Origin of the sequence: Paraburkholderia phytofirmans (genome assembly GCF_046028095.1) — a bacterium.
GTDB classification, from domain to species: Bacteria; Pseudomonadota; Gammaproteobacteria; order Burkholderiales; family Burkholderiaceae; genus Paraburkholderia; species Paraburkholderia phytofirmans_A.
On sequence record NZ_JAQQDJ010000010.1, the window covers coordinates 296,870 to 315,702 of the forward strand.

Annotated in this window: 19 protein-coding genes; 12 read left to right on the plus strand and 7 right to left on the minus strand. The window is 61.6% G+C overall.

Annotation, left to right across the window (positions count from 1 at the left end; all coding sequences use genetic code 11):
- Positions 1–280 precede the first annotated feature (280 nt).
- The 3 genes from PQR54_RS26760 (at position 281) to PQR54_RS26770 (ending at position 2,033) form a co-directional block, all read left to right on the plus strand.
- Positions 281–997, plus strand: a complete 717-nt coding sequence (locus PQR54_RS26760) for a transposase (RefSeq protein WP_408250920.1) — start codon at positions 281–283, stop codon at positions 995–997.
- A 311-nt stretch (positions 998–1,308) separates the two neighbouring features.
- Positions 1,309–1,590, plus strand: coding sequence for a CppA family protein (locus tag PQR54_RS26765; protein ID WP_408250922.1), 282 nt, complete (start codon positions 1,309–1,311; stop codon positions 1,588–1,590).
- Between the two features lie 38 nt (positions 1,591–1,628).
- Positions 1,629–2,033 (plus strand): DUF2471 domain-containing protein, encoded by a 405-nt coding sequence (locus PQR54_RS26770; protein WP_408250924.1) that lies wholly within the window; start codon positions 1,629–1,631, stop codon positions 2,031–2,033.
- A gap of 410 nt (positions 2,034–2,443) precedes the next feature.
- On the opposite strand, the gene PQR54_RS26775 is transcribed toward PQR54_RS26770, so the two are convergent.
- Both PQR54_RS26775 and PQR54_RS26780 read right to left on the minus strand, forming a co-directional pair.
- Positions 2,444–2,860, minus strand: a complete 417-nt coding sequence (locus tag PQR54_RS26775; RefSeq protein WP_408250926.1) for a VOC family protein — start codon at positions 2,858–2,860, stop codon at positions 2,444–2,446.
- Complete coding sequence (locus PQR54_RS26780; RefSeq protein WP_408251042.1) at positions 2,857–3,387, minus strand: helix-turn-helix domain-containing protein; 531 nt, start codon at positions 3,385–3,387, stop codon at positions 2,857–2,859. Before PQR54_RS26780 ends, PQR54_RS26775 begins: the two co-directional genes overlap by 4 nt.
- A gap of 267 nt (positions 3,388–3,654) precedes the next feature.
- On the opposite strand from PQR54_RS26780, the gene PQR54_RS26785 reads away from it, so the two are divergent.
- Positions 3,655–4,473 carry a class I SAM-dependent methyltransferase gene (locus PQR54_RS26785; protein WP_408250928.1) on the plus strand — a complete coding sequence of 273 codons (819 nt, stop codon included), beginning with the start codon at positions 3,655–3,657 and terminating at the stop codon, positions 4,471–4,473.
- Positions 4,474–4,628: 155 nt separating this feature from the next.
- The gene (locus PQR54_RS26790; protein ID WP_408250930.1) at positions 4,629–5,078 is read left to right on the plus strand and encodes a hypothetical protein; all 450 of its coding nucleotides are present in this window, start codon (positions 4,629–4,631) and stop codon (positions 5,076–5,078) included.
- Positions 5,079–5,096: 18 nt separating this feature from the next.
- Here the strand turns inward: PQR54_RS26790 and PQR54_RS26795 are convergent, their stop codons facing one another.
- The 4 genes from PQR54_RS26795 to PQR54_RS26810 are packed head-to-tail and all read right to left on the minus strand — an operon-like array spanning position 5,097 to position 10,065.
- Complete coding sequence (locus PQR54_RS26795; protein ID WP_408250932.1) at positions 5,097–6,581, minus strand: MdtP family multidrug efflux transporter outer membrane subunit; 1,485 nt, start codon at positions 6,579–6,581, stop codon at positions 5,097–5,099.
- The gene (locus PQR54_RS26800) at positions 6,578–8,686 is read right to left on the minus strand and encodes an FUSC family protein (RefSeq protein WP_408250934.1); all 2,109 of its coding nucleotides are present in this window, start codon (positions 8,684–8,686) and stop codon (positions 6,578–6,580) included. Before PQR54_RS26800 ends, PQR54_RS26795 begins: the two co-directional genes overlap by 4 nt.
- Positions 8,687–8,693: 7 nt before the next feature.
- Positions 8,694–9,752 carry a multidrug transporter subunit MdtN gene (gene mdtN / locus PQR54_RS26805; RefSeq protein ID WP_408250935.1) on the minus strand — a complete coding sequence of 353 codons (1,059 nt, stop codon included), beginning with the start codon at positions 9,750–9,752 and terminating at the stop codon, positions 8,694–8,696.
- Between the two features lie 19 nt (positions 9,753–9,771).
- Positions 9,772–10,065 carry a YtcA family lipoprotein gene (locus PQR54_RS26810; protein ID WP_408250937.1) on the minus strand — a complete coding sequence of 98 codons (294 nt, stop codon included), beginning with the start codon at positions 10,063–10,065 and terminating at the stop codon, positions 9,772–9,774.
- A 478-nt stretch (positions 10,066–10,543) separates the two neighbouring features.
- Between PQR54_RS26810 and PQR54_RS26815 the strand changes: the two genes are divergently transcribed.
- A complete protein-coding gene (locus PQR54_RS26815) occupies positions 10,544–10,936 on the plus strand; it encodes a DUF3331 domain-containing protein (RefSeq protein WP_408250939.1) in 393 nt (130 codons plus the stop codon).
- Positions 10,937–10,993: 57 nt separating this feature from the next.
- Here PQR54_RS26815 and PQR54_RS26820 read toward each other — a convergent pair whose 3' ends face one another.
- A complete protein-coding gene (locus PQR54_RS26820; protein ID WP_408250941.1) occupies positions 10,994–11,185 on the minus strand; it encodes a hypothetical protein in 192 nt (63 codons plus the stop codon).
- A gap of 74 nt (positions 11,186–11,259) precedes the next feature.
- On the opposite strand from PQR54_RS26820, the gene poxB reads away from it, so the two are divergent.
- The 6 genes from poxB (at position 11,260) to PQR54_RS26850 (ending at position 18,537) form a co-directional block, all read left to right on the plus strand.
- Positions 11,260–12,981 carry a ubiquinone-dependent pyruvate dehydrogenase gene (gene poxB / locus PQR54_RS26825; RefSeq protein WP_408250943.1) on the plus strand — a complete coding sequence of 574 codons (1,722 nt, stop codon included), beginning with the start codon at positions 11,260–11,262 and terminating at the stop codon, positions 12,979–12,981.
- A 32-nt stretch (positions 12,982–13,013) separates the two neighbouring features.
- Positions 13,014–14,288, plus strand: coding sequence for an MFS transporter (locus PQR54_RS26830; RefSeq protein ID WP_408250945.1), 1,275 nt, complete (start codon positions 13,014–13,016; stop codon positions 14,286–14,288).
- Positions 14,289–14,374: 86 nt separating this feature from the next.
- A complete protein-coding gene (locus PQR54_RS26835; RefSeq protein ID WP_408250947.1) occupies positions 14,375–14,725 on the plus strand; it encodes a winged helix-turn-helix domain-containing protein in 351 nt (116 codons plus the stop codon).
- 339 nt (positions 14,726–15,064) lie between these two features.
- Entirely contained in the window at positions 15,065–16,237 is a 1,173-nt protein-coding gene (locus PQR54_RS26840) for an HPP family protein (RefSeq protein WP_408251044.1), read from the plus strand.
- A gap of 89 nt (positions 16,238–16,326) precedes the next feature.
- Positions 16,327–16,740 (plus strand): MarR family winged helix-turn-helix transcriptional regulator, encoded by a 414-nt coding sequence (locus tag PQR54_RS26845; RefSeq protein ID WP_012431895.1) that lies wholly within the window; start codon positions 16,327–16,329, stop codon positions 16,738–16,740.
- A gap of 6 nt (positions 16,741–16,746) precedes the next feature.
- On the plus strand, positions 16,747–18,537 hold the full coding sequence (locus PQR54_RS26850) for a chloride channel protein (protein WP_408250949.1): 1,791 nt from the start codon (positions 16,747–16,749) through the stop codon (positions 18,535–18,537).
- Positions 18,538–18,833 lie beyond the last annotated feature (296 nt).

Consider the following 18,833-nt stretch of genomic DNA (forward strand, 5'->3'; position numbering starts at 1 on the left):
ACCGCTGTATTGTCGTGCAGCCTGATACATATTGGTGCCGGATGACACAGGCAGAGCGTCTGAAGATGTATTGCGCGGTACTGCTATTCAGCGGTGGCGTAAAAAAGATGCTGGTTGCGACCGGCAAATCATCGAAAAGAGGCCAGAAAAAAGCCCTGTTCGTGACGCAAGCGCACCCACATGACCGATAGAATTTCTTCCGATACGCACGTTACGCAACGTCACGCGCCCGATACCTGTCGGATCGTTTTCTCACATCGGATTTCCCGGTTAATTCAGCATGACACGGCTTGCACGGCACTACGTCCCAGACCAACCGCAGCACGTTATTCTGCAGGGGCTCACAGGGCCCGCATTCCTGGACGAAGGAGACTACCGGTACTTCCTCGCGTGCCTCGCCGACGCAGCGCGTGTCGCCGATCTGGCAGTCCACGCGTGGGTACTCATGCCTGACGCGGTACAGTTCCTTGTCACGCCTTCATACGAGTCGAGCGTGGGCATGGCGATGCAGGCGATCTGCCGTCGCTATGTCGAAACCTTCAACCGCCGCCATGGACGCCGCGGAACAATGTGGCGTGGCGAGTACCGGGCGACAGTGATCGAGCCCGACCGTTATTTCCTGCTCGCGAGCCAGGCCATCGATCATGCGCCGGTGCGCAACCGCCTTGTGGTCGAGCCGGGACACTACCCGTGGTCGAGCTACACGCACCACATCGGGCTGCGCGTCGATAGCTTCATCAAGGATCATCCACTCTACCGGGCGCTCGGCAATACGCCGTCCGAGCGCCACCAGGCTTATCGCGATCTGGGCGCACAGGCCCTCGACGAACGCGATGTCGATAACCTGATGCAGTCGACGCTCGAGGGCTGGGTGCTCGGCAGCGCCGCATATTGCGAGTGGGCGGCGCAGACAGCCAACCGACGTTTGATGCCCCTGCTGCTGCGCGACCGGCCGCGCAAAGTTCAGGCGACACGCGCGCTCGAACACGTGGGCTGATCAGTAGATCGCCGGGGGCGGAAAGTTCATGGCAGTGTGGGCGTTCCTGCATGCCCACGGTCGCTAATGCGATACCGCAATTGCGCCGCTTACGTCCCGCCGGCCGTACCTTCCAGACCCTCATCCCAAACGCCGGAAGATCGAGCACAGGTACGTCGCCAGCCGCCTCCGCGTGGCCGATGACCGACTGTGCACCGCAGCTTGATCGCCCTCTTCTCTCCCCCGCCGAATCCGACATCCTGCGAATTGACTTGCATCCCGGTCAAATACTGTATAAATTTACAGCACTGTTTTTATATACAGGATCGGCCATGAACCAACTCATCCGCATCTTGAACGACGGTGATCGCGAAACGCTTGCGTGGCTGCGCAAGCATGTCGGAGACGTGCGCGTGGCTGCTGCGGCGCGACATCTGGGAGGCAACGGCAAGCCGTACCTATCCGCCGTGTGCCGCTATCTCGGCGTACGTCCGCCAATGCCTCATCAACATAGCCGGCCTGTTGAAGACTGCACGGTCGGCGATAACCATCTAGCCCAGATTCGCGAATTGTTGGCACAGCGAAACCGGGCATTGTTGAAGCATCAACTTTAACGTTGCGAGCTACTGCGAATCCTCAGGAAAATAACAATATGGTTAACGACGCTGCTCTTGATATGGATGTCCACGAGATCAACCCTGCCGCTCTTGAGCGCGCGCTCCGCAGCGCGTCGCTGGACCTGCAGCAGATCATTGCCACGGTCGCGGGTCGTCACCTCGACACTGGTCGTCGCCGTCACTCGAATAGCGCGCAATTGCCGACCTGGCGCACGCTGCTGACAATCGACGAACAGGTCTTTGAGAATCGGGGCTTCCTGGCCAGGCACAACGAGACAGTACGTTCGACGTTTGTCCGGTTCGAGGTCAGTCGTTTGTCCGGCATGGACCTCGACGAGCCCGTCGACTGGCGACGTGACGACGACAACTTGCCGGCCGTGTACCTGCTCGTGCGCGCCCTGGTACAGGCCGACACTGCTGATGTGGCCACTCAGGACTGATGCGTGAATATTGGCGGTAGCCAGAATAGTTTTGGATACGCTCCAGAAGGCTCAACGCTAAAACGAACCGCGGGTTCGGAGTTGGCTGAGCGGCACGTCTCAAAAGCTTGAATCAAGCGGCACGACCAGTTCCGTTCAGGCAGATAGAAAACGTGATCCGGTCTTTACCAGTATCGATCCTCTCCACAGCCAACTGTGGAGGGGATTGTCAGTCGGCTCGACACGTCCGTGGACGATCAGCTATACACACGCTGCCTCGCCGTCCACAACGCCGCACTCACTCCGCAAACGCCCGCGAAAATATCGAGGCGAAACGCGCTATCACGCCAACGGGTCGATGGGAAGCGAGTGCAATCGACCAATGAAGTCAGACACCGCGATCCGAGCCGCAACGACGTTTGAATAAGGGCTCATGTCGTGCTTTTCGGCTCCTGAATCATCTTCCAACCGTTGCCGGCGGGGTCGCGAAAGCCGGCGTCGACGCTACCGAAGCGGTCCACCGGCTCCTGGGTGAATTCCACGCCACTCGCCTTTAACCGGGCATAGCTCGCGCGGCAATCGGACACCAGCAGGACGAGAGGCGGCATGGCGCCCTTCGCGACCATTGCTCGCAGGGTCTGCGCGGTGGCGTCGTCGTGGATGGGCGGACCAGGTCTGAATAGCCCGAGCTGGAACGAGGGCTGGTCCGGATGCTGGACCGTTAGCCACCGGTAGGCGCCGTTGACCACGTCCGTATGGACGCGGAATCCGAGTTTGCCGACGTAAAACTCGAGCGCTTCGTCCTGATCATCGACGTACAAGCCCACCACACTGATACCCTGGTTCATAAGACCTCCTTGGTTGATGGCCGCAATGTACCTTTGGCCGCGCGGCGGCGCTTCTCCAAAACTGCGATGGTGAGATCGGGACGCTGAGCGGCCTTCAGAACGCAGGCGGGTACGCGGTCGAGCTGCTGCATGGTGGCCTGCGCCTCCCGGCGCATGGCGCTGGGGCTCCGACCGTTGATGTCGCGGAAGATGCGGCCAAAGGTCCCCAGGCTCTCCCATCCGGTGGCGAAAGCAATTTCCGTGATGCTGAGCGCAGTGTCGCGCAGCAGCGTATTGGCTTGCTCGATGCGCCGCGTCAGCAGGTAGCGATGCGGCGGAATGCCGAAGGCCCGCTTGAAGGAGCGAGCGAAATGGGCCTCGGAAACGCCACTGACCGCGGCCAAACGTTCGACGGGCCAAGCCTCGTGTGAAGCGGCGTCCATTCGGTCTTTGGCGCGTAGCAGGCGACGCAGCAGCGCCGGATCCTGCAACGGGTCGGCGCCGGCCGGCGTCGGCGACGAGGTGGGTAACTGGTTAGATTTGGCCATGATCGTCAATCTGTCGCCATCCTTGGCTGCGAGCGCAGTGCGTCGAAAAATGATTCCGGAAACGTCGGCATCGTTGGTGGGTATCGACGTTGGTGGGCCGTGCAGTGCCTGGGTCCCGATTAATTCTAACGCGCCGGATACCAGTGACCGCCCCTTGGCGCGACCCAATGATGGCGCGAAGGGTTCGTCGAAGCGGCCGCCAGGCAAGACGACTGTTCAAGTTGTCTCGCTGCGCCTAACATTGCCTGAAAAGCAGCAGGGAGGCGTATGAACAGCTTCGGTACCGATACTCGCTTCACCGGCTCGATCGCCGAGCTCTATGAGAGCCACCTTGTTCCGATGCTCTTTGAACCTTACGCCGCGGATCTGGCGAACAGGGTCGCCGGGCGTCATCCGTCACGCGTGCTCGAGACCGCGGCCGGCACGGGCGTAGTGACCCGCGCGATGGCGCATGCATTACCGATCCATGTCGAGCTGGTTGCAACCGACCTGAATCAGCCGATGCTCGATCGCGCCGCGGCAATCGGCACTTCGAGGCCGGTAAGGTGGCAACAGGCAGACGCGACCCGCCTGCCGTTCGACGACGCGAGTTTCGACGTCGTCGTCTGCCAGTTCGGGGTGATGTTCTTTCCGGACAAGGCGCATGCGTTTTCCGAAGCTCGGCGCGTACTTCGCCGCGACGGCGCGCTGTTGTTCAACGTCTGGGATCGCATCGAAGAAAACGAGTTTGCCAATACCGTCACGGCGACCCTCGCCGGTCTCTTCCCGGCGGATCCTCCACTTTTCATGGTGCGCACGCCGCACGGTTACTTCGACCCGGCAGTGATTTCACGCGACCTCGCCAATGCGGGCTTCAGCTCGGCTCCACGCTTCGAGACCATTGCAGCGCGTAGCCGCGCGACATCGGCGCTGGTGCCGGCCGTCGGCTTTTGTCAGGGAACGCCTTTGCGCAGTGAGATCGAGGCGCGCTCCGGCGGCGCTGTGGATGACGCAACGTCAGTGTGCGCCACCGCGATCGCCGAGCGCTTCGGCGCCGGGCCGGTCGACGGCAAGATCCAGGCGCATGTGGTCATGGTCCAAAGCTGACCCATTGACACGAACGGATACGAACGCTCGCCGGCGCGGCTTCACGCATCGCGCCCACTATGGTCGTCATCGTGCTCCTTGTCAGCGCGGCCGACTCCAAAATTACACACCACGGCGTTATTATGGATAGCTGAATGACAACATGAGAATAGTCCATGAACGCATCGGTTATTTCTGCTCTGGCTGCACTCGTCGGCGCCGCCATCGGCGGCATGACTTCGGTTCTTGCCTCGTGGCTGACCCAACGCACCCAGGTCCGCGCGGAGTGGCTGGCGCATGACCTCACCTGGCGGCAGGAACTGTACAAAGCGTTCATCGAGGAAGCGACGAACTGCTATGTCCACGCGCTGCAACACAACGAACCCGATCTCACCGGCCTGGGCAACCTCTACGCGAAGATCGGCCGCATGCGCGTCCAGTCGTCGCGCGAAGTCGCGGACGAAGCCGACGTGATCGGACGCAAGATCGTGGACACCTATCTCGCGCCGGACAAGTCCTTCGTCGAGATTCGCGAGATGCTCGCGGATGGCTCGATCGACATTCTCGGCAAGTTCGGCGACGTGTGCCGCGCGGAATTCGCATCGCTGCGCTCACAGCAGTTCTAACCAGACTACCTGCGCCGTTCAACGCGGCTTCAGTTCGACAGGCGGATCGGCGAGATATCCGCCGCCGAGCGCCTTCGCCAACGCAATCTCCTGACTGAGCACTTGACCGTTGAGCGTGAGCAGGGCGACCTGTTCCGCAATCACCGGCTGGCGCGCTTCGAGCGCCGCGAGCCGGCTCGTCAGTCCGCGTTGATAAGAGGCTTCCACACTGTCCCTCGTGAACGCAACCGATTCGATCCGTTGCTTCTGCAGCGCAGTCTGCGCATCGAGAGACTGCAGACGGCTGCCCGTCTGCGCGACATCGCGTACGGCGTTGAGAACGGCCTGGTTGTACTGTTCGATCAACAGGTTGCTCCCCTCGCGCGCGCCGCTCAGGTTCGCATTGAGCCTGCCGCCGTCGAAGATCGGCAGATAGAGGCCTGGAATCAGGTTGATCTGCTGGCTCGCATGTGTGAAGAGATCGGCGAGGTGCAAAGCGTTGAAGCCGAAAAATGCCTTGATGTCGAAGCTCGGATAGAACGCCGCCTTCGCCGCATCGATCTTGTCGAACGACGCCTCGACATACCATCGCAGTGCCTGCAGATCGGGGCGCCTAGCCAGTAGTTCGTACGACAGCGTCGCGGGCAAGGCCGCCTGCGAACGTGGCAGCGCGACCGGTTCGATCGCGGGCAGGCCGGCGGGTCCGGCGCCGACCAGTGCCCGCATCGATTCGCGAAGCTGCCTGATCTGCCCTTGCGCCGACACGATCTGCTGTTCGATGGCCAACTGCTGCGCGCGTGCTTCTTCGAGCTGGGTGCGAGCTTCGAGGCCACGCCCCGCACGCGCTTCGTGCGCCTGCACCGCGAACGCCGCCACCTCATGCAACTCGTTCAGCAGATCGATCAGCTGATAAGTGGTTTGGATACCGTAGTAAAGCTGCGCGACATCCGCCGAGATTTCGAGTTCGACAGCGGAGGTCTCGGCGAGCCGCGCATTGCTCACCCCGAGCGACGCGGCGACCTCCGCGCGTTGCTTGCCCCAGATGTCGATGTCCAGGCTTGCACCAAGCCCGACGACGCCTTCTGTGTACCACGGCCCGGTCAGCCCCGCAGCCGGCTCGTTCTTCGCGAACGGGCCGAGGAAACCGTTCGCGGAAATATGCTCGCGATCCAGCGACGCCAGCGCGGCCACCTGAAGGTTGGATCCCGCTTTGGTCAGTTCCACATCCGACTTCGCCTGCGCGACGCGTGTGCGCGCGATCACCATGGTCGGCGCATCGGCGAGCGCCTGATCGATCAGCGCGTCGAGCTGCGCGTCGTGATAGCGCGTCCACCAGCGCGCGGCGGGCCAGCCGTCGCGTGCAAGATGGATGTCGTCCGCGAGATTGATCTGTTCGGGGGCGATCTCGGGACGCGGCGTGCCGTTGTGATGAATCAACGCGCAACCCGACAGCACGGACGATATCCACGCGAGGCATAACAAGCCTCGACGCCAGCGCCAATCGCTCAAGACCGGCGCGCTCATGCTCGTACCGCCGGCGATGCGGGCGCCGCGACCGCTGCCTCGACGCGCCAGTCCGGCAAGCCCGCAATCTGCCGCGACAGTTCGTCCGCTGCGCTGACAAGCGACTGATCGGTTGGCCGAACCGGTTCGCCCGCTTGCGCAGCGGCCTCGATGCGTCGCGGCGCGCGCGCATCGGGTGGGTTGACTGCGAGCTCATCCGCGTACCGGTTGAGTTCGGCGCTGGCCTGTTGCTGGGCTGCGCGCACTACGTCGATCGTGTGTGAGCTCGACAAGTCCGCTTGCGCCACCAACGTGTTGCGCAACGCGTCGCCCGCCAGCATGATCTCGCGCCCCTGCGCGAGGACCGTTTGCGCGCGCATTGTCAGTTGCGACTGCTCGCTTTCCTGCCAGCCCGGTTCGAGCGCGACACGCGAGAGCGTCGTCTCGCAATCGGCCAGCACGGCCCACGCCTGCAACTGCCGCTGTGCATAGGGCAACGCATCCCCTTTCTCTTCGCCGACCTGCGACGGACGCACCTGTGCGGCAATCGCGCGCAGCAGGGTAGCGAGCTTCCGCCGCAGCACGTCGCCCTCGCCCTCGCGCCAGAACGACATCTGCACGAAGGTCGCCACGCAGACACCGAGAAAAATGCCGACCATCCGGTCGCGGATCTCAGTCAGATTGGTGCCTGGGCCGAACTGATCGAGCAGCGCCAGCGAGAAGGTGAACGCCACCTGAATGCCGGCATAGCCGATTCGCTCCGAGCCCGCCGATATCCACGCCCCTAATGCGACGACAGGCAACGCCATCAACAGCAGGCCGACAATGCCGTCGAGATGCGGAACGACGAACACGACCATGAACAGCGCCAGCGCGCTACCGACGGCAGCACCGCAGAGCCGCAATAACGCACGCTGCGTCGATGCGCCGAGGCTCGGCAGCGCGACGATCAGACAGGTCAGCATGATCGTGTGGACGCCCTGCCAGTCCGCGGCGTTGTAGAACACGTAGCAGACCAGAACGGCGAGCAAGGTTTTCAGCGAAAAGCGCATGTACGCGGGATTGGTCCACGCGTCCGGCGCAATCATCGGCTCGCTCGCGGGCGGCTTGCCGGATGCCGGGTCGCTCGCGGCCAGGTCGGCGAATGCGCGCAGCGCCCGCTGCGATTCGGCAGCGGCAGGAATCGTGTCGGCGGCGTTGCGCTCTTCAGGCGTCGCCGTGCTCACGTAGCGATAGGGATCGCCGGCCATGACCGCCTGGTCGAGCGCGCGGCCGTTCGCACGCAACTCACGCAACATCGCCAGTTGCGCTGCTGACGCGCGCGGCCAACTGCTCGGCAGTTCACTCGCTGCGCGATACAGCCGCGACACGGTCGCAATGCATGCAAGTTGCGACGCCTGATGTTCGCGATACTGCGCATCACGCATTGTCGTGAAGCGCAGCAATTTCTGCAGCGTGAGCGCGCCTTGATGAACGGCCGCCAGCGTGATGGGCGCTTCGCTCGTGCTGCCGTCGATCAACTGCGTCAGGCGCGTGTCCAGCGCCGCGAGCTGCCGATGAATTTCCGCCTTGAGTTGCAATTGCGGTTCGGCAGGCAGCAGCAACGTGTTGACCACGAGCGTCAGCGCGATCGGATAGTTGACGGCGACCCACACCCACAACACCGCGCGGATCAGCAGGTCGGCCTGATCGGTCTGGTCCACGAAACTCTGCACGTAGATCACGACGATCGCGACGATGAAGAACACGATGCCAATCTTGAGCACCCGCAGCAAATACACGCTGCCCAGGAACAGCAGACTGGCGATGACGATGCGCAGCAACGGATAGTCGAATGTAAATTTCAGCAGCAGGATCGACAGGCCGATGGCGAGCGTCGATCCGACCATGAACATTACGCCGACCAGCCGCGTGACCACCACATTCGACTGCGTGACGTAAAACACCACCAGCAGCGACAGCGCGAGCTCCGGCACCTCGAGCGTATTCGACACGACGATCACGATGGCGCTCGTCAGCATGCAACGCAGCATCACGTTCAAACGCCCGGGGAAAGGCGCAAGCTCGCGCCTCAGGAAAGCGCCTGCATCGCGCAGCGTGACGGGCAGATAGTCGGCGGCGGTCATGGGCTCCTCAATGGCGCTCGCCGTCGTTGCCGCGTCCGGGTTCCAGCACGGCCACCGCCGACGTACCGACGCGAAACAGTTCCGGGTTCGGTTTGTCGATGAGGATCTTCACCGGGAAGCGCTGCGATACGTGCACCCAGTTGAGCGTGCGTTGAATACGTGGCAATCCGCCTGGCAAGGCAAGGCCGGCTTCATCGGACGCGATGCCATAGCTGATCGAATCGACGCTGCCCTTGAAACGCTGGCCCGTATCGCTCATCAGATAGACAGTGGCAGGCGTGCCCGCCCTGACGCCCTTGAGTTCGGTTTCGCGAAAGTTCGCGACCACGTACCACTGGCGCGTGTCGATCAACGTGAAGACAGGTTTGAGCGCCGTGGCAAACTGCCCGGTCGATGTCTTCAATGACACGATGCGTCCGTCGAACGGTGCGCGCACCGTCGCATACTCCAGGTTCAGTTCCGCAGTCGCGATCTCCGCCATGACGACGGCACGTTGCGCGACCAGCGCATCGACACCGCTTACAGCCGCTGCCGCCTGCTGCGCCTGCAGTTGCGCGGCGCTGAGTTCGGCCTGCGTGGAGCGTTGCGCGGTGCGCGCGCGGTCGACATCTTCTGCCGATACATAACCGTGTGACAACAGCGGCTCCATGCGGTGCAGCGTATCGGACGCCTGCCCGGCTGCGGCTCGCGCGCGCTCGACGGCCGCGCGCACCGACTGCGCGTTGTACTGCTGCGCATTGACCGTGCGCTGAGTCAACTCGATCTGGCGGTCGAGCGCGACGAGGGACGCCTTGCCGCGCGCGAGCGCGTCCTCATACGGGCGCGGATCGATACGGAACAGCAGATCGCCCTGCTTCACCGCCTGATTGTCGCGCACGGCCAGTTCGACGATGCGGCCGTTGACCTCGGGCACGACGTCGATCGTGTCCGCGTAGACGTAGGCGTCGTCGGTGCGAGGCGTGCGGTCCCACTGCCGGATCACGTAGACGAGCAGCAACAGCGTGACCACGACGATCACGATGGCCGGCCATTTTCTCTTCGATGTCTTGCTGGCTGGGGTCGCCATTCATCCGCCCGAAACAGATTCAATGTTGAAAGAAGATCAACCAGACAGCGAGCGCCAGCAAAGCGACAAGCGCGGGATACACGACGGCTGAAGGTCCCATCAGATGGTCGGCCTGTAAGCGCTTGAGGATCAGATAGATGACGACCGTGAGCACGACGCCCGCGACAATGCAGAACAGCCAGTCGGGAAAGTACGCGCCGAGCACGCCGATGGACGGTGAATTTGTACAGCCTGCGATCGGAATCGCGGCAAGCGAGGCAATCGCGGCCGCGCCGATTGCACGCTTTGAATATCTGCCTCTGGCTGCTGGCATGTGTCGTTGCAGAGTCGACTCTGTAGTTGAAGTCAATGTCACACCTTGCAGATACGCCGATGTGTCTCGCCTCGAATTCGGGTTTGCATTTTGGGCAGTAAGGAAAACGGCTTCGGGCGTACTCGAGAGCTGATGCCTGCCTTGCATCTTCAACAATTTGCCGTAATTCGAAGACCTTCTGAAGAACCCGCTAGCGCGTTTTTCAAGGTTTTAACGTGTGGGTCGCTCGACAGATAGCGGGCACACCAAGTCGACACAATAACGCCGAAAAAAGCATCCCGCATTACATGAATATGTAGTGTCCGCAATCGTTCGTTTTCCTGGGCAAACCCGGATGCACTCCACATTCATGTAGTAGCGGCAGGCAAATCCACTGACTATCATCCAGCGAGGGTCGAGCGTTGGCTCGAGAATCCGGCACGTCACATGGATTTGCGCTCGACATCTTTTTGTCTGGTGAGAAGCGAGGAACCGCATCATGCATGCCCCCTTTGAAGACGACAGAACGTGGCGGTCCACGATGGCGCTCATTTCTAACGAAAGTGAAATGCAACTGCCCGTCGTGTCCGGCCGCACGAACCCAATGCGCGGCGAAGGCAAGTTTTCCAAATGCGCAATCCGGGTTCTGGAGCGCAGTGGACGGAGCTCGGCAACCATTGCGTGGAGCGACGCGACCTCCTGCTGCTACGGCGAACAGATGTGGCGGCGCTGCATCGCGAGGAAATCCGGGGTTTGCGCGCTGAGCGGCCAGAAGATTGCAAGAGGCGATGCCGTGTATCGACCGAGGCGTGCTCGACCTGCGCCACGAAATGTCGAAGCGATGATTCTGGCTAGCGTCATGGAAGCGACTCCTGTGGAGGAAGCTGTCTGACGGTTCCCATCCGGCCCTTCGTCAACGACAGATAACTTCATGCCCAGTGCGGATATTTCATATTGATGTCATGCGAAGCATGTGCAGGTTTTCTGCCTTTACCAAAAAGGCATCGAGCGCCGACAGGCTGGCCACACTGATCCCAGATTCATGTAATAGCCGTGCTGCGCCGCGCTCACTAACATCTGGATCCTGACACTGCGGACCGTTCAAATCAGCCACCGCGTCTGGTGATTGCACCACGCTCATGTGGGACGTGTCCCTTCGGTCACTCTGCGAAAGCATCGCACTCGTAGTAACTCATTCATCTATGGAGATGTTAAATGGCGACGATAGCTGCCGACTACATGGTTGGCGCACTAGTCAACGCGGGCGTGAAGCGCGTTTTCGGTGTCGTGGGGGATTCGCTCAATGGATTTACGGACTCGTTGCGCCGGGATGGCTCAATCGAATGGGTTCACATGCGGCATGAAGAAAGCGCGGCTTTCGCCGCGGGTGCCGAGGCCCATCTCACGGGGCAACTTGCAGTCTGTTGCGGAAGTTGCGGTCCCGGGAATCTGCACCTCATCAACGGTCTATTCGACTGCCAACGCAGCGGTGTGCCAGTTCTCGCTATCGCCGCGCATGTTCCCAGTACGGAAATCGGCATCGACTATTTCCAGGCTACTCACCCCGAAATCCTGTTCAAGGAATGTAGCCATTACGTCGAACTCGTCCACAGTCCCGATCAACTCCCGCAAATTCTAGGTCGTGCCATCCGGACAGCGGTTGCGCGTAAAGGCGTGGCAGTTGTCGTCATACCCGGAAATGTGGCACTCGGGCCCCTCACGAAACCTGCGCCGAGCTGGAGCGCGCCCTCCGCTCCAGTGATTCATCCATCGAACGACGAAGTCACGGAACTCGCAAGTCTATTGAACGGGTCCTCGCGCGTGACGTTGCTGTGTGGAGCCGGCTGCAAGGATTCTCATGCGGAAGTCGTGGAACTCGCCCGCAAACTGCAAGCGCCAATAGTGCATTCGCTGCGAGGAAAGGAGTACATCGAATACGATAACCCGTTCGATGTGGGAATGACGGGTCTTGTCGGCTTCGCTTCCGGTTATTCCGCAATGAAGAGTTGCGACATGCTCCTGATGCTGGGGACCGACTTCCCTTATCGACAGTTCTACCCGGAGAAAGTGACGATCGCGCAGATCGACATCAGGCCAGAAGCGCTCGGCAATCGATGCCCGATAGAGCTCGGCGTCCTGGGAACAGTGAAGGACACGCTCAATGAACTGCTTCCCAGGATTCAGCAAAAAACGGACAGCAGCTTTCTGAATAGCGCACTCGACGACTATCGCAAGGCTCGCGAAAGCCTGGATGCGCTGGCGCGGCCGGAAGCGGGCAGCAGCACGATCCATCCGCAGTACGTGACGCGTCTCGTCAGCGAACTCGCGGACGACGACGCGATCTTCTCCTGCGACGTCGGCACTCCTATCGCGTGGACCGCCAGATATCTGAAGATGAACGGCAAGCGACGACTGGTCGGCTCGTTCAACCACGGCTCCATGGCGAACTCGCTGTTGCACTCGATCGGCGCGCAAGCCGCTTTCAGGAACCGGCAGGTGATTTCGATGTCGGGCGACGGCGGCTTCACCATGATGATGGGTGAATTCCTCACGCTGATTCAGACAGGTTTACCGGTCAAAGTCGTCGTACTCAACAACGGCACGCTGGGCTTCGTGGAAATGGAGATGAAGGCCAGTGGGTTCATCGATACAGGATGTGACCTGAAGAATCCGAACTTCGCCGCAATGGCCAACGCAATAGGAATCAAAGGCGTGCGCGTCGAACATCCTGCGGAGCTGGAAGGCGCTCTCGGCGAAGCCTTCGCCCATCCGGGCCCGGCTCTCGTCGACGTGGTGAGCGCGCGCCAGGAACTCGTGATGCCGCCCGCGACCAACGCGGATCAGGCCTACCACTTCGGACTGTTCATGTTACGTGCCGTCATGGACGGTCGAGGCCAGCAGCTCATCGACCTCGCAAAGGTCAATCTGTTCCGGTAACGCAGCCTGCAAAACTCATTGGAAATCGAACCATGTCGAGCAAGGCCGTAAGCACTGTCAATATTCCATCGGAGCGCCAGCCCATACACATGGGTTTCGTCATCGCCTGGCTTTTCTGTGCCGCGTTCTACTTCATGCAGTACATGTTGCGTTCCGCGCCGGGCGTGATGATCCCCGAGCTGAGTGCGGCATTCGCTCGCGACGCGCTAGGCGTGGGCTCGCTCGTCGGCCTGTACTACTACACTTATGCGCTGTTCTCGATAGTTTGCGGTGCGTTGCTCGATCGGCTCGGCGGCAAGGCCGTCATCCCGGCCGGCATCGTTCTCGTTGCCGTGGGCGCGGCGCTGTTCGGCCTGGGCAGCGTGGAGGCGGCGCAGATCGGCCGTCTGCTGCAAGGCGCGGGTTCGGCGTGTGGCTTCATCGGCGCGGTCTATCTGGCCACGCATGGTTTTCCGCCGAGGTCTCTCGCGACGGCGGTGGGGTTCACTCAGTGCTTCGGCATGCTAGGCGGCTCGGCGGGTCAATTCGCCGTGGCGCCGCTCATTCACGGCGTCATCACGTGGCAGCAGTTCTGGTGGCTGTCGGGCCTCGTCATCCTTTTGATCGCCGTACTCGTTCTCATCGTGACGCCGGCAGCTCATGACGACAGTCCAGTCAGCCAGGGCTCGTGGATGAAGATGTTCGCGCCTTACAAGGAAGTGCTGTCCAATCCGCAATCGTATCTTTGTGGCTTCTGTGCCGGCCTGCTGTTTTTACCGACTACGGTCGGTGACATGATCTGGGGCATTCCGTTCCTGCACAGCGGTCTCAACGTCAGCTATGCGGAGGCTGTCAATCGCGCGAGCATGGTGCCGCTCGGCTGGGTGATCGGCTGCCCGCTGTTAGGCTATCTGTCCGATCGTCTTGGCCGCCGCAAGCCGGTGTTGATCGCCGGCGCGCTGCTGATGCTTGCGTCGGGTGCAGGCATTTTCTATCTGCCGGCCGGCGTGGCGCCGCCTTACGCGCTCGGGTTGCTACTAGGCATCGGCTCCGGTGCGGCAATGCTGCCCTACACGGTGATCAAGGAAGTCAATCCGGACAACGTGAAAGGCAGCGCCAGCGGCGCGATCAATTTCCTGGTGTTCACGTTCAGCGCGTTGCTCACGCCTGTGTACGGCAAGCTGCTTGCCCACCTCGCGAAAGGTGGCGCAATTGACGTGTCAGTGTTCCGCGCAGCCGGCTCGTGGCTGCTCGGCGGCATCGTACTCGCAATGGTGCTTGCAATGTTCATGCGCGAGACCGGACCGCGAGGACGCGCGAGCGCGTGAGGCCGTAAAGCGCGGGCAGTGTTCTGGTCCGCGATGCACCTGCACGGTGTATCCGGCAATGCCCGATCGAAGGGATATTTAAGGCAATGATTCGCATTGGAAATCTGACTGTCTTCCCGGACCGGCGGGAGATATTCGTCGCCGGCGCTCCTGTCGAACTCGGCAGCAGAGCGATGGAGGTGTTGCTCGTCCTCATCGAAGCAAACGGCGCATTGGTGACAAAGGAACATCTGATAGATCAGGTGTGGCCGACCACTGTAGTCGTGGAAAACAACCTTCATGTGCACATCTGCGGGATTCGCAAAGTGATGGGTGAGGATCGTAAGTGGCTTATATCGGTACCCGGGCGAGGCTATCGTCTGCTAAGACCGGTTCAGCTAGCGCACGCCGCTTCGATTTTCATCGAACGGACTGACTTGAGGCGGGCTACGCCGTAGTCTTTTCTCTTCGAGCGCGTACTTCGCTCGGCGCTGCCTTGGCGGACTTGCTATGAGCCACGTAAGAGCGTGGCGCTCATTGCGGCCTGGCTTCTGAACGATGCGCGACCGCGATCGCATCGAGCCCTGCCAGCACGAATCGCACGAAATCCTCTGCAAGCGCATCCTTGTCACCCCTGGCCGCCACCCGCTTCTGCTGCGCCGCGGCAACCCGCACCGCGGTTTTATATCACAATGAAATATAATCATGACGAATGCGTTCTTTCGTTTCTTGAGGATCCGGCAGTATTGTGTGGCCTCCTCTCATTTGATACCGCCTTTCATTTTCCTATTCGAACCTTGTCCCGCTACGCTCTCATTCGCTGGCTCGCCAGCTTCGCCCCCCATCCCATGGCTGTCCGGTGGCCAGAGCGCCTGAGATCGTGCCTCGGCGCATTGCTTGGGATCGCGTTCACCGGCGGGACCATGCACGTCCTTCTCGGACCGGCGGCAAATATTCCGTTGCTCGTCGCACCAATGGGCGCTTCGGCCGTGCTGCTGTTCGCGGTGCCAGCCAGTCCGCTCGCGCAACCGTGGTCGATTATCGGCGGCAATATCGTCTCCGCTACGGTCGGCGTGGCCTGTGCAAGCTGGATCGGCGATCCGGTGGGCGCCGCCGCTTTGGCCGTCGCGCTGGCGATCTGTGCGATGTTTGCGCTGCGTTGTGTCCACCCGCCGTCGGGCGCGGTTGCGCTGACCGCGGTCCTCGGCGGTCCGGCGGTGCACGCGCTGGGCTATCGCTTCGTGGCCGAGCCAATTGCGATCCAGTCGGTGACGCTGCTGTGCGCCGCCATCATCTACCACGCCGCTACCGGGCATCGATACCCGCACGTGGCCCAGGCGAGTTCGGTGAAAGGCGCGGGAGCATCGGCGTCGGCGTCGGCGTCGAACGAAGGTTTCACGCGCGCGGACCTCGAAGCGGTGCTGAACCGGCGCGGCGAATTGCTCGATATCGACACGGACGATCTGGAATCCCTCCTGCGTGATGTTCAGTTGCAGGCCTACGCCCGCACGTTCAATGAACTCACGTGCGCGGACATCATGTCGCGCTCCCTCGTCGCCGTGTCGGCAACCACGCGTGCGTCCGCCGCATGGAGTCTGCTGAAACGGCGCCACATCAAGGCACTTCCGGTCACCGACGAGAGGCAGCACGTGATCGGCATCGTGACCCGCGCCGACCTCGTCGACAAGCGGGCGTTCGGCAAAGCGCCCGGCCTGACTTCTCCCATGCAGCGCTGGTTCAGGCGTAGCGTCACTCCGGCGCCGCTCGTTGGCGCACTGATGAACGTGGACGTTCAGACAGTCGAAGGAACGACCCCGATCGTCGAACTGGTGCCGGTGTTTGCGAACTACGGGCACCACCATATCCCGGTTCTGGACTCGCAACAGCGGCTTGCCGGCATGATCACGCAGGCCGATCTCATCGCGGGACTGTATCGCCAGGCTTACGCCAGGCAGCGAACCGCGGCATAGCCATCGTCATTCACACCGGGATCGAGCACGGACATACATATCACGTCATGATATAATTCGCGCCTTACCTCTTCCTCCATGGCACTCCAATGAAAACACTCACGCGCGGCTTGACCAAGGCGAACTTCGAGCAACTGTCAGAGTTCCGCTACCAGATGCGGCGCTTCGAGCGCTTTTCCGAGCAGGCCGCTCAGGGCGAGGGCATTACGCCGTTGCAGTATCTGCTGCTTCTGCATATCAAGGGTTATCCGGAGCGCGACTGGGCGACCGTCGGCGAGCTTGCGGAACGGCTGCAGGCGCAGCATCACGGCGTGGTTGCGCTGGTGTCCCGCTGCGAGGCGCTCGATCTGGTCCGCAGAAAAGTCAGCGAGACGGATCGCCGCCAGGTCGAGGTTCATCTGCTGAAGGCCGGTGAGCAGGTGCTCGCCCGTCTCGCCGAGATGCATCGCGCCGAGTTGAAGTCGCTCAAAGGCGCGTTTAACGTCCCCCAGATCGATATTTGAGTCCCCATGAGTCTCGATACCCATAAGCGCGACTTCTCCATCAACGCGCGGCTTCCCGGCATTTCCGCACTCGCCGCGGGAATCGGCGCGCTCAGCACGCTCGCGGCGTTCGTGCTGCTGAGCCTGATTCATCTGTTCACCAATCTGTTTTTCTTCCAGCAGTTTTCGTTTGCGGATCGCTCGCCCGCTGTCAATACGTTGGGTGTCTGGATGGTGGTCATCCCTGTGATTGGCGGCCTGATCGTCGGTCTGATGGCGCGTTACGGTTCGGAGAAGATTCGCGGTCACGGCATTCCCGAAGCGATTGAAGCCATCCTGTTCGGCAAGAGCCGCATGTCGCCGAAGGTGGCGATTCTCAAACCGCTGTCGTCGGGCATCGTGATCGGCAGCGGCGGCCCGTTCGGCGCGGAAGGCCCGATCATCATGACAGGCGGCGCACTGGGGTCGCTGATCGCGCAGTGCGTAAAGGTCACTGCCGCGGAACGCAAGACGCTGCTGGTGGCCGGCGCAGCGGCGGGCATGACGGCCGTCTTCGGCACGCCGGTGGCGGCCGTGCTGCTGGCGGTCGAACTGCTGCTGTTCGAATGGCGCCCGCGCAGTTTTCTGCCGGTTGCGCTCGCGTGTGCCGTTGCGGGTTTTGCGCGCGCGGCTTTCTTCGGCACGGGGCCGCTGTTTCCGCTTGAAACCGCGCCGCCCGGCGCGTTGTCGCTGCTGTCCTGCGTCATCGCCGGCTTGCTGTCCGGCGCGCTCGCCTCGGGCTTGTCGGCCGCACTTTATAAAGTCGAGGACCTGTTCGGCAAGCTGCCTATTCATTGGATGTGGTGGCCCGCGCTCGGCGGACTTGTCATCGGCATTGGCGGCTTTCTTGAACCGCGTGCGCTGGGCGTCGGTTACGACGTAATCGCCGATCTGTTGCATCAGCACATTGCCATCCAGATCGCGCTGGCGATCCTCGTCGTGAAGGCTGTCATCTGGGTCGTCGCGCTCGGCTCGGGTACCTCGGGTGGCGTGCTTGCGCCGTTGCTCATGTTGGGCGCGGGACTCGGCGTCCTGCTCGGGCAAGTGCTGCCGGGCGGCGAACCTGCTCTGTGGCCGCTCGTTTGCATGGCGGCCACGCTCGGCGCCACGTTGGGCGCGCCGTTGACCGCCATCGTGTTCGCCTTCGGCCTGACGCACGACAGTAACGCCCTGCTGCCGCTGCTGGCCGCGACACTGGTCGCGCACGGGTTCGCAACGGTCGTTATGAAACGCTCCATCATGACCGAGAAAATTGCCCGGCGCGGCTATCACATTTATCGGGAATACGGTGTCGATCCACTCGAGCGGCACCATGTCGACGAGGTGATGTCGCGCGCGGTCAAGACGATCGATGGCGACATGTCCGTGGCAGAAGCGCTGGCAACGTACTTCGGCACGACGCAGACACATCGCGCCTATCCGGTCGTGCATCAAGGCGCGCTGGTGGGCGTTGTCGATCGCGCGGTACTGGAGAGAATCCGCGATGACGAGACGCACAATGCGCTCGACTCGCGACTCGCCGAAATATTGCGCCACCGTTCGCCCACTTTTGCGTTACCCGGTGAAACTTGCCGCCTCGTCGCAACGCGGCTTGCGGTGCACGGTCTCGAACGTTTGCCCGTGGTTGGGGATTCCACCACGTTGCAACTGATCGGCATTGTGTCGCGCAGCGATCTGATCAAACCGTCTCTTGCGCACTTCGACGAAGAGCACAAGAAAGAGCGCTTCCGGCGCTTGCGGATGCACACCGGCAAGCGCCACTTTCCGCCGGTTCCGTAAGCCGCCCGATCTGCAAGCGATTCTTCCGTGCCCCTTCCCAGGGACACATCTGTTTTCCCCGACCGATGGTGGACTTATGTGGCATGGCAGACCGTCCGCTATCCTGCAAGCGCTCCTTATACGTGCCGATGCGCGCAGGCGAGATTCCGCCGTATGTCTGGGCGAAATAAGCCCGCTGACCTGCGGTCTGCGCATTGTCGTTCGCGGTTCACTCATTCGCCAGACCCGATAGCGGCCACGCCACCGATAACAGCAATACGGATGTCACCGCCAACAGTATTCGATAGCAGTACTGC

Bases quoted from the DNA above. Each gene is read 5' to 3' on its own strand.
- mdtN (WP_408250935.1), bottom strand. From the start codon at position 9,752: ATGGCGACCCCAGCCAGCAAGACATCGAAGAGAAAATGGCCGGCCATC.
- PQR54_RS26795 (WP_408250932.1), bottom strand. From the start codon at position 6,581: ATGAGCGCGCCGGTCTTGAGCGATTGGCGCTGGCGTCGAGGCTTGTTA.
- PQR54_RS26820 (WP_408250941.1), bottom strand. From the start codon at position 11,185: ATGAGCGTGGTGCAATCACCAGACGCGGTGGCTGATTTGAACGGTCCG.
- PQR54_RS26785 (WP_408250928.1), top strand. From the start codon at position 3,655: ATGAACAGCTTCGGTACCGATACTCGCTTCACCGGCTCGATCGCCGAG.
- PQR54_RS26770 (WP_408250924.1), top strand. From the start codon at position 1,629: ATGGTTAACGACGCTGCTCTTGATATGGATGTCCACGAGATCAACCCT.
- PQR54_RS26810 (WP_408250937.1), bottom strand. From the start codon at position 10,065: ATGCCAGCAGCCAGAGGCAGATATTCAAAGCGTGCAATCGGCGCGGCC.
- PQR54_RS26790 (WP_408250930.1), top strand. From the start codon at position 4,629: ATGAACGCATCGGTTATTTCTGCTCTGGCTGCACTCGTCGGCGCCGCC.
- PQR54_RS26800 (WP_408250934.1), bottom strand. From the start codon at position 8,686: ATGACCGCCGCCGACTATCTGCCCGTCACGCTGCGCGATGCAGGCGCT.
- PQR54_RS26835 (WP_408250947.1), top strand. From the start codon at position 14,375: ATGATTCGCATTGGAAATCTGACTGTCTTCCCGGACCGGCGGGAGATA.
- PQR54_RS26850 (WP_408250949.1), top strand. From the start codon at position 16,747: ATGAGTCTCGATACCCATAAGCGCGACTTCTCCATCAACGCGCGGCTT.
- PQR54_RS26780 (WP_408251042.1), bottom strand. From the start codon at position 3,387: ATGGCCAAATCTAACCAGTTACCCACCTCGTCGCCGACGCCGGCCGGC.
- PQR54_RS26815 (WP_408250939.1), top strand. From the start codon at position 10,544: ATGCATGCCCCCTTTGAAGACGACAGAACGTGGCGGTCCACGATGGCG.
- PQR54_RS26765 (WP_408250922.1), top strand. From the start codon at position 1,309: ATGAACCAACTCATCCGCATCTTGAACGACGGTGATCGCGAAACGCTT.
- PQR54_RS26845 (WP_012431895.1), top strand. From the start codon at position 16,327: ATGAAAACACTCACGCGCGGCTTGACCAAGGCGAACTTCGAGCAACTG.
- PQR54_RS26760 (WP_408250920.1), top strand. From the start codon at position 281: ATGACACGGCTTGCACGGCACTACGTCCCAGACCAACCGCAGCACGTT.
- PQR54_RS26830 (WP_408250945.1), top strand. From the start codon at position 13,014: ATGTCGAGCAAGGCCGTAAGCACTGTCAATATTCCATCGGAGCGCCAG.
- poxB (WP_408250943.1), top strand. From the start codon at position 11,260: ATGGCGACGATAGCTGCCGACTACATGGTTGGCGCACTAGTCAACGCG.
- PQR54_RS26775 (WP_408250926.1), bottom strand. From the start codon at position 2,860: ATGAACCAGGGTATCAGTGTGGTGGGCTTGTACGTCGATGATCAGGAC.